11 protein-coding genes and 1 pseudogene are annotated in these 9,275 nt (G+C 45.4%); 2 read left to right on the plus strand and 10 right to left on the minus strand.

The features are described from left to right. The first annotated feature begins 3 nt into the window (after nucleotides 1-3). The gene (gene nagB, locus ACE5CV_RS00630) at nucleotides 4-1,923 is read left to right on the plus strand and encodes a glucosamine-6-phosphate deaminase (protein WP_374948222.1); all 1,920 of its coding nucleotides are present in this window, start codon (nucleotides 4-6) and stop codon (nucleotides 1,921-1,923) included. 60 nt (nucleotides 1,924-1,983) lie between these two features. On the opposite strand, the pseudogene ACE5CV_RS00635 reads toward nagB, so the two are convergent. From ACE5CV_RS00635 to ACE5CV_RS00650, 4 genes and pseudogenes are all read right to left on the minus strand, one after another. After that, nucleotides 1,984-2,319: pseudogene (locus ACE5CV_RS00635) on the minus strand (DUF4142 domain-containing protein). Nucleotides 2,320-2,360: 41 nt separating this feature from the next. Continuing rightward, the gene (locus ACE5CV_RS00640; RefSeq protein WP_374948213.1) at nucleotides 2,361-2,561 is read right to left on the minus strand and encodes a hypothetical protein; all 201 of its coding nucleotides are present in this window, start codon (nucleotides 2,559-2,561) and stop codon (nucleotides 2,361-2,363) included. A 64-nt stretch (nucleotides 2,562-2,625) separates the two neighbouring features. Continuing rightward, the gene (ftcD, locus tag ACE5CV_RS00645) at nucleotides 2,626-3,627 is read right to left on the minus strand and encodes a glutamate formimidoyltransferase (protein ID WP_374948214.1); all 1,002 of its coding nucleotides are present in this window, start codon (nucleotides 3,625-3,627) and stop codon (nucleotides 2,626-2,628) included. A gap of 24 nt (nucleotides 3,628-3,651) precedes the next feature. Then, nucleotides 3,652-4,137 (minus strand): MarR family winged helix-turn-helix transcriptional regulator, encoded by a 486-nt coding sequence (locus ACE5CV_RS00650; protein WP_374948215.1) that lies wholly within the window; start codon nucleotides 4,135-4,137, stop codon nucleotides 3,652-3,654. Between the two features lie 154 nt (nucleotides 4,138-4,291). Here ACE5CV_RS00650 and ACE5CV_RS00655 point away from each other — a divergent pair, with 154 nt between their 5' ends. Next, nucleotides 4,292-4,741 (plus strand): SRPBCC domain-containing protein, encoded by a 450-nt coding sequence (locus tag ACE5CV_RS00655; RefSeq protein WP_374948216.1) that lies wholly within the window; start codon nucleotides 4,292-4,294, stop codon nucleotides 4,739-4,741. Between the two features lie 150 nt (nucleotides 4,742-4,891). Here ACE5CV_RS00655 and atpG read toward each other — a convergent pair whose 3' ends face one another. From atpG to ACE5CV_RS00685, 6 genes are all read right to left on the minus strand, one after another. Then, nucleotides 4,892-5,794 carry an ATP synthase F1 subunit gamma gene (gene atpG, locus ACE5CV_RS00660; protein ID WP_374948217.1) on the minus strand — a complete coding sequence of 301 codons (903 nt, stop codon included), beginning with the start codon at nucleotides 5,792-5,794 and terminating at the stop codon, nucleotides 4,892-4,894. Between the two features lie 80 nt (nucleotides 5,795-5,874). Then, a complete protein-coding gene (atpA, locus tag ACE5CV_RS00665) occupies nucleotides 5,875-7,452 on the minus strand; it encodes a F0F1 ATP synthase subunit alpha (protein WP_374948218.1) in 1,578 nt (525 codons plus the stop codon). A gap of 29 nt (nucleotides 7,453-7,481) precedes the next feature. Beyond that, the gene (atpH, locus tag ACE5CV_RS00670; protein WP_374948219.1) at nucleotides 7,482-8,030 is read right to left on the minus strand and encodes an ATP synthase F1 subunit delta; all 549 of its coding nucleotides are present in this window, start codon (nucleotides 8,028-8,030) and stop codon (nucleotides 7,482-7,484) included. A 77-nt stretch (nucleotides 8,031-8,107) separates the two neighbouring features. Next, the gene (atpF, locus tag ACE5CV_RS00675) at nucleotides 8,108-8,599 is read right to left on the minus strand and encodes a F0F1 ATP synthase subunit B (protein ID WP_374948220.1); all 492 of its coding nucleotides are present in this window, start codon (nucleotides 8,597-8,599) and stop codon (nucleotides 8,108-8,110) included. A 91-nt stretch (nucleotides 8,600-8,690) separates the two neighbouring features. Beyond that, on the minus strand, nucleotides 8,691-8,900 hold the full coding sequence (gene atpE / locus ACE5CV_RS00680) for an ATP synthase F0 subunit C (RefSeq protein ID WP_121246414.1): 210 nt from the start codon (nucleotides 8,898-8,900) through the stop codon (nucleotides 8,691-8,693). Nucleotides 8,901-8,948: 48 nt separating this feature from the next. Next, a partial coding sequence (locus ACE5CV_RS00685) for a F0F1 ATP synthase subunit A (protein WP_374948221.1) occupies nucleotides 8,949-9,275 on the minus strand: 327 nt, incomplete at its 5' end.

Here is a 9,275-nt window from a genome sequence, read left to right on the forward strand (position 1 = left end):
ATTATGGCAAGATTAAACTTATTGGAAGAGACGCGTTATGAGAAGCTGCCGGTAACGGTTTATGCCGATCAGGCAACGGCATCGGTAGCAGTGGCGCAGCGCATCGCAGCGCTCATCCGCACCCGGCAGTCCGAAGGCAAACCGGCAGTGCTGGGGCTGGCAACGGGTGTTACCCCTATCCGCGTATACGCTGAGTTGGTAAGGCTGCACCAAGCCGAAGGCTTGTCTTTCGCCAACGTCATCACCTTTAACCTGGATGAGTACTACCCCATGCAGCCGGATGCCGTGCAAAGCTATGTTACTTTCATGAACGAGAACCTGTTCAGTCATATCGATATCGATAAGGCTAATGTGCATATTCCGGATGGTACCTTATCGCAGGAGGAGGTGGCTGCTTTTTGCCTGGACTATGAACGCCAGCTGTCTGAATTGGGCGGGCTGGACCTGCAGATCCTGGGGATCGGCCGTACGGGCCACATCGGCTTTAACGAGCCGGGCTCGGCCCCCAACTCGGGCACCCGGCTGGTTACCCTGGACGACCTGACCCGTAACGATGCTTCGCGCGATTTCGGCGGTAAGCAGAACGTGCCTGCCAAAGCGATCACCATGGGGGTGGGCACCATCTTCAAGGCACGCGAGATCATCCTGATGGCCTGGAGCGCCAAGAAGGCGCCCATTGTTAAGAAAGCGGTGGAGGGCGAGATCTCGGGCGAGGTGCCGGCTACCTTCCTGCAGCTGTCTGATCATGTGGAGTTTGTGCTGGATGAGGATGCGGCATCGGGTCTGACCCGCTTTGATACGCCCTGGCTGGTGAAGGATTGCACCTGGGATAACGCTTTACGCAAAAAGGCGGTGATCTGGCTTTCTGCCGTGGTGGGTAAACCGATCCTGAAGTTAACGGAAGAGGATTACAACAATCATGGTATGGCGCAGCTGGCTGTGGAGCAGGGGCCGGTGTACCAGATCAATATTGATATTTTTAACCAGGTACAGCATACCATCACCGGCTGGCCGGGCGGCAAGCCGGGGGCGGACGACAGCCAGCGGCCGGAAAGGGCCGAGCCTGCGCGCAAGCGGTCTATCGTGTTCTCTCCCCACCCGGATGATGATGTGATCTCGATGGGGGGTACTTTCATCCGTTTGGTAGACCAGGGGCATGATGTGCATGTGGCTTATCAAACCTCGGGAAACACCGCTGTATGGGATGATGATGTTTTACGGTACATGGAGTTCGCTATCGACTTTAAAGAGAGCGTGGGCGAGGATACGGCTAAACTGAAGGGTATTTATGAAGACATGCGCCGCTTTATTGACAGGAAGCTGCCTAACCAGGTGGATACCCCGGAGATCCGTGATGTGAAGGGGTTCATCCGTAAAACGGAGGCTATCTCGGGCGCCCGCTTCGCGGGGCTGCCGGACAGTAATATCCATTTCCAGGCTTTGCCTTTTTATGAAACGGGCAAAACCAAAAAGAACGCGGTTGGGGAAGAGGATATCCTGCTGACCATGGAGTTGTTAAAAAAGATCAAACCGCACCAGGTGTTCGCTGCCGGTGATTTTGCCGACCCGAACGGGACGCATATCGTTTGCTTCAACATCATCCTTGCTGCCCTGCAGCGCCTGCGGGAAACCGAGGACTGGGTGCAGGATTGCTGGATGTGGCTGTACCGGGGTGCATGGCAGGAGTTCCCTACCCATGAGATCGAAATGGCGGTGCCGCTTTCGCCTGCCGAGGTGCTGCGCAAGCGCAACGCTATCTTTAAGCACCAGAGCCAAAAGGACCGCCCGGTGTTCCCGGGTGATGATGCCCGCGAGTTTTGGGTGCGTGCCGAAGACCGCAACCGCGAAACAGCGCAAAGTTATGATAAACTCGGTTTAGCTGAATATGCCGCCATGGAGGCCTTTGTGAGGTACCACTTCTAAAAACAGAATCTTCCTAAAACAGAGAGCCGCTAAATGCGGCTCTCTGTTTTTATACGTCATTTATTTTTTTACTGCTTGCTGTGCTTGTTCAGCCATTTGCAGGTGGTGCTCTAAAACCGGAATAGTGTTTCCGGCAAAGGCTTTTAATTCAGGATCTTTACCGTCGTTGGCTTATTTTTTAAACTCTTCTATATCCTCTTTATGGTCTTTAACCATATAATCGGTATACTTTTGCTCAAATTCTGCTTTGCCTAATTTAGCCATATTATCATAATCCATCTGGAACTTGTTTGATAAAATTGCCGGCAGCGTAATAAACTTAGCGGCAGCAATTGCCTTAAGGTCTTTGCTTGCCTTTGAGTGATCTTCTATCATCATCCTGGCAAATTCAAGCACTTTAGGATTTAATGCCTTCTTCTGTGCCAACTTACCCAACTCTACTTCGAGATACTACCGTTTGCCGCGGTAACAGCAAATTCGTAATCAGCTTTAAACTGTGTAGAATCTTTTGCGGCCAGTTCTTTTTTGTTGCTGTCTGCAGCCGCCTTAGTACTGTCGCTATTGTTAGGGCTGTTACTGTTGCATGATGCTACAGCAAACAATGCCGCTATCATTAATAATTTGAATACATTTTTCATAGTTTTGTAGATTTTTTAGTTAAATAAATTAACCAAGAATTATGCCACCACTTTCGGTTGGCATCTAATTATCCTGCAATAAATATTCGATGATCCTTGCCCTCGGCTCAAATGGCGCAAGTTCATCCAGTCCCATAGCCTGTACAGCTACCGCTATCAGCTCAGCTTCGCTAATATTGTCGTCTAGCTGTTGTTTTCTGAGAAAATACCTGCCTGCATCTACCAGAGATCTTAACGGTATAAGGCCGATTAACTCGCTGCCTGTTACTGATACACCGCGATCTTTTGCAGCTTTGCAAACTTCATCGAAAGCTAAGTGAATTGGCGTAACTGTTGTATCTGTTAAATTCATAGATACCTGCGCTACCCTGTATTCTTTAATAAACCAGCCGATGGCTTTCACACTTCTTAATTTTCCCGGCTTTCGTTCGGGCTTGCTACGGCCCGATTCGCGGACATCAAAGGCAATAGCATTAGCTAACTCCGTAGATTGCGTGTTTAAGTTAATGTTATAAGCAATTAAAAGCTTACGTGCCCCAATAACGGTTGCCCCGCGCTTTGCATCGTTTTCTGCAGGGCCAAAATCAGGCACCCATCCCGGTTGTTTGATCTTGATAAAAAAGCCTTCATATTCTCCCGCACGGATTACGGAAAGATTGCTCCTGCGCTTATCCGGCTGTGCATCCTCATATAAGTAAACCGGAATCTGTAATTCTGTGCCTACACGTTCGGCCAATTGCTTTGCGTATTCAACGGTTTCTTCCATTGTTATATCGGCAATGGGTATTAAGGGGCAAACGTCTGTAGTCCCCATCCGTGGGTGCTCGCCTTTTTGGGCCCGCATATCAATTAACTGACCTGCCATTTTAATAGCCTGATATGCCGCTTCCACAACAGCGCCAGGGCTGCCTACAAATGTGAAAACAGTGCGGTTAGCCGCTTTGCCGGGATCGACGTTCAATAACTTCACCCCATTTACATTTTTTATAGCATGGGCAATCTGATCAATAACCGCCACATTTACCCCCTCACTAAAATTAGGCACGCATTCAATCAGTTGGTTCATTTTATCGACAATCAATTGCTTATGTTAGGATTTTAATCTTTCAGTAACTTTCCCAGACAGGTCGAATGCCCGGAAGTTATCTTCAAATGCTGTTATGGCCGGCAACATCTTTTGAATGTCGGTATCGCTACCGGCAAACCCCGCCATACTTGCTGTAATTGCATCCCAAACGGGCAAAATCTGTATTAGTAGCTTGCGTCCTTTTTCTGTAAAGTGAACCAGCTGCTTGCGCCCGTCATCGGCGCTGACGGTAGTCTCCACCAAATCGCGACTTTTTAAATTAGTGATCAGCTGGCTTGCGGCTGGATGTGATACCTCTGTTTGATCGCTCAACTCCTTAATGGACAAGGAATCGTTTTTAGACAGAAGATAAAACACAGGGAACCAACTGGCGTCAAAATCGATACCCTGGTTTTGATAGATCCGGTTTATTTCGGCTAAGAACGTTTCGCTCATGCGCCTTAGCCGGCTGCCAAACACCAGGAAGCCTAAGCTTTGATACAAATTCATGCCGCAATTTATGTAAGCCTTAAGCAAAAGCAAATGTTAAAGTATTCTTTTTACTAACATTAAACCTGTCTCAAATAGCCCTTTAAATCGTCGCTATTGCACCCGTTCAAATCGTCTAATAATCACCATTTTTATAGTATTAATAATAAACATCATGGAGCAATCAACATTTAAAATTGACATTAGCGCTACACCTCAAAAAGTTTGGAACACTTTATTTACCGATGAAGATTATAAAAGGTGGACTGAAGTTTTCTGTGAAGGATCACACGCTATCACCGATTGGAAGGAAGGTAGCAAAGCGCATTTTTTAGACGATAAAGGCCGCGGTATGTTTGCTGTGCTCGAAAAAGTTGTACCAAACGAATACATGTCGATTAAAGCGCTTGGCGAAATTATTGATGGCCAAGAAACCTATGATAGCGATGGCGCTAAGGCTTGCTCTGGCTCGTACGAAAACTATACGCTCACGGCTAATGGAGATAAAACCCTTTTGACGGTTGATTTGGCAGGAGGTAGCATCCCGGAAGAGTTTCAAAAGTTTTTGGCAACCGTTTGGCCAAAAGCAATGATCAAGATAAAGGAGATAGCGGAAGAGGAATAAACTGATTAGCCTGAGTTTATCGAACACTTAGCACGTTTACTATGGTTCGACAAGCTCACCATGACATTCCATATTAACGAATAAAGGCTTTCCAAATGGAAAGCCTTTATTCGTTATGTACTTTACAAGCTTAAACTGACAAAATTATTATCAACCACCTAATGCTGCCGCGCCGCTCACAATCTCTGTTAGCTCGGTAGTGATGGCTGCCTGGCGGGCCTGGTTGTATGAAAGTTTTAAGGCTTTCAATAAGTCGCCGGCGTTTTCTGTAGCTTTATCCATGGCTGTCATACGTGCACCATGTTCAGACGCGTTAGAATCTAAAACGGCACGGTACAACTGGATCTTAATATTTTTAGGGATCAGCTGCTCAACTATCTCTTCTTGTGATGGCTCCAGTATGTAATCAACCTGTGCTTCCATCAGCGCGCCTTTTTGCTTCTCTTCTTTTGGCTTAGCCTCCGGAACAGGAACAGGCAACAATTGTTCGGCCACCTGGTACTGAACGGCTGCATTACGGAAGTGGTTATAAACCAATTCTACCCTATCGTAGTCGCCGTTGATGAAACCCTGCATAATAGACTCGGTGATCTTTGATGCATTAATAAAATTCAGGTCGAGATATAAGTCGTTATTGTTACCAATTACATTAAACTTACGGCGTTGAAAAAACTCCTGGCTTTTTTTACCGATAGCTACGATAGATACATTACCGGCCCTTAATTGCTCGCTGTATTTTTCTGCAATCAGGTTATTGGCCGTTTTTATAACGTTCGTATTAAAGGCACCTGCCAAACCACGATTTGATGATACCACAATAACCAATACACGCACCGGCTCGCGCTGTTGCAGATAAGGCGATGCCCCATCCTCTAAACTTGCCGATAGATTAGTCAACAGCTCGTTCAATTTGTTAGCGTAAGGGCGTAGTTGAACAATAGCGTTAGTAGCCCTTTTCAGCTTAGCCGCCGAAACCATTTTCATGGCTTTGGTGATCTGCTGGGTGGAGCTTACTGATGCTATCCTGTTTCTTACTTCTTTTAAATTAGCCATTCTATTTTTTGAGTGGTAAGTTTTGAGTGATGAGTAGTGAGCTTAAACTCAAAACTTATCACTCAATACTCAAAACTAAATTAGTTATATCTTCCTGACAGTTCTTTGGCAACTGTTTCCAGTACGCCGGTTAACTGGTCATCAAATTTACCTGCTTTAAGGGCGGCCAACACTTCCGGGTGGCGCAGCTCTAACTGGCTGGTGTATTCTGCTTCAAACTCGCGGATTTTATTTACCGGCACATTACGCATCAGGTTTTTGGTACCCAAATAAATAATGGCAACTTGTTTCTCAACGGTAACCGGCGAATACTGGCCTTGTTTCAGGATCTCTACGTTACGGGCACCTTTATCAATTATGTTTTTGGTTGATGCATCCAAATCTGATCCGAATTTAGAGAAAGCCTCTAACTCGCGGTATTGTGCCTGGTCAAGTTTCAAAGTACCGGCAACTTTCTTCATCGATTTGATCTGCGCGTTACCACCCACACGTGATACAGAGATACCTACGTTAATTGCGGGACGGATACCTGCCAGGAATAAGTTTGACTCCAGGAAAATCTGACCATCAGTAATCGAAATTACGTTGGTTGGGATATAGGCTGATACGTCACCTGCCTGTGTTTCGATGATAGGCAACGCAGTTAATGAACCACCACCTTTAACAATGTGCTTGATAGACTCTGGCAGATCATTCATTTGCTGCGCGATGTTATCATTTGAGTTGATCTTAGCAGCACGCTCTAATAAACGGCTGTGCAGGTAAAACACGTCGCCCGGGTAAGCCTCACGGCCTGGTGGACGGCGCAATAACAGTGACACCTCACGGTAAGCAACCGCTTGCTTAGAAAGATCATCATAGATGATCAAAGCAGGGCGACCGGTATCACGGAAATACTCGCCAATTGCAGCACCTGCAAACGGAGAGAAGAACTGCATGGTAGCTGAATCTGATGCGTTTGCTGCAACAACTATTGAGTATGGCATTGCACCATTCTCTTCTAAAGTGCGTACAATGTTCGCAACAGTTGATGCCTTTTGGCCACAAGCTACATATATACAGGTTACCGGCTGGCCGGCGTCATAAAATTCTTTTTGGTTGATAATGGTATCTATACAAACCGCAGTTTTACCTGTCTGGCGGTCACCAATAACCAACTCACGCTGGCCACGGCCGATAGGTATCATCGCGTCTATCGCTTTTATACCTGTTTGTAAAGGCTCGGTAACCGGCTGGCGGTAAATTACACCAGGCGCTTTACGCTCCAAAGGCATCTCGTAAGTTTGGCCTGCAATAGGGCCTTTACCATCAATAGGGTTACCCAAGGTATCAACAACACGGCCAAGCATGCCTTCGCCAACATTGATAGATGCAATACGGTTAGTACGTTTAACGGTATCACCTTCTTTAATATCGTCAGATTTACCTAACAATACCACACCCACGTTATCTTCTTCAAGGTTTAGCACGATACCTTGTAAACCGTTATCAAATTCAACCAGCTCACCTGATTGTACTTTGGTTAAACCGTAAACACGTGCAATACCATCACCCACCTGGAGCACGGTACCCACTTCTTCTAATTCAGATTCTGATTTGAAGCCCGCTAATTGCTGACGCAAAATTGCTGATACTTCGTCTGGTTTTACCTCTATCATTATGAGATTATTTAAGCGTTTTAATGTTATTAGTTGGTTGCAATACTTGCAAATTCTTTTTTAATTCTCTTTAAGCTGGCGGCTACACTGGTATCAATCTGCCTGTCGCCTACGGTAAGCACAAAGCCGCCAATTAACGCCGGATCTACCTGTGTGTTCAGCTTAATAGTACCACCGATAGCTGTCTGCACATCGTCCTGCATTTTTTGCCTGTTAGCTTCTGATAACGGCGCTGCAGATACTACTTTAGCATAGGTGATATTGTTTTTAATATCATAAAGGGCAATATATTCATGCGCAGTTGCGTACAAAACTTCGCCGCGGCCTTTGTTCACCATTATTTTGAACATGGCCAAACTAACCTCGCTTACACGGCTTGCAAAAACATCACTTATGATAGCTATCTTTTTGCTGTGCGATACTATCGGGTTAGCTAAAACAGCACCCAGTTCCGGGCTGCTCCGTACAGTTTTGTAAAAAAGCACCATATCATCCTTAACCGCCTCAACAGCGTTTTGCTCGTCGGCCAGGTCAATCAATGCTTTCGCGTATCTAATTGCTACTGTTACTTCTGACATATCTTAGTTAGTGGTGAGTGATGAGTGGCGAGTGGTGAGTTTTAACTACTCACTATTCACCACTTACTACTCTCTAATTATAATTTCACTTCTTTTAGCAAATCGGCTACTAACGCATCCTGTTTGCCCTGGTCTTCGAATTGCTTGCGAAGGATCTTCTCTGCAATTTCGATAGACAATGCCGATACCTGATTTTTAACGTCAGCCATAGCGATATTTTTTTGATTGTTTATCTCGATACGGGCCAGTTCGATCTGGCGGGCACCTTCTTTATGCGCAGCATCCTTAGCTTCGCTTACAATCTGGTCTTTTAATTTTTTAGCTTCTGCTAAAATAACATCGCGCTCGGCACGTGTCTTTTTCAACAGCTCTTCGTTCTCGTTAGTTAAACGAGACATCTCGTCTTTAGCTGCTTCAGCTTTCAGCAAAGCATCTTCAATTGAACGTTCTCTTTCGCCAATGGCGCCCATAATAGGTTTCCAGGCAAACTTAGCCAGTAAAAAGAATAGTATTAAAAACGAAATGGTGGTCCAGAATACTAAGCCAATTTCAGGAGTAACTAATTCCATGTTTTATTTAAAGTTAAATGTCTGTTTAAGATAACCGTACCTGCCGCCAACCGCTGCAGATACGGTTATGAATTTGTTTCCGGGCGGGATATTATCTTAAGCCCAGGAATGATACAACCACACCGAACAAAGCAGCACCCTCGATAAGAGCGGCAGCGATGATCATTGCAGTTTGGATTTTTGAAGCGGCATCCGGCTGACGTGCAATACCTTCCATTGCTTTACCACCAACCTGACCGATACCGATACCGGCACCGATTACTGCTAAACCTGCACCTAATGCAGCGATACTTCCAATCATTGTTTTAAAATTAAAGTGAATATATATTATATAGTTATTTACAAATTATTAATGGTGGTGCTCTTCAACAGCTGTGCCTATAAACAAAGCTGTAAGCAATGTAAATATAAATGCTTGCAACGCTGCAACCAACAATTCAAGCACATCCATAAACACCACAAACGGTACTGATACTATTGATACATATGCGCTCTTAAACACAAATATCAATGATATTAAGCTTAATACAATAATGTGCCCCGCTGTTATGTTTGCAAACAAACGTATCATCAATGCAAAAGGTCTGGAAATGATACCCACAAGCTCTACCGGCCACATGATAAGGTAAAGTGGCTTAGGCACATCAGGTGCGAAAATGTGTTTCCAGTAATATTT

The sequence above is a fragment of the Mucilaginibacter sp. genome, assembly GCF_964263795.1.
Classification (GTDB): Bacteria; Bacteroidota; Bacteroidia; order Sphingobacteriales; family Sphingobacteriaceae; genus Mucilaginibacter.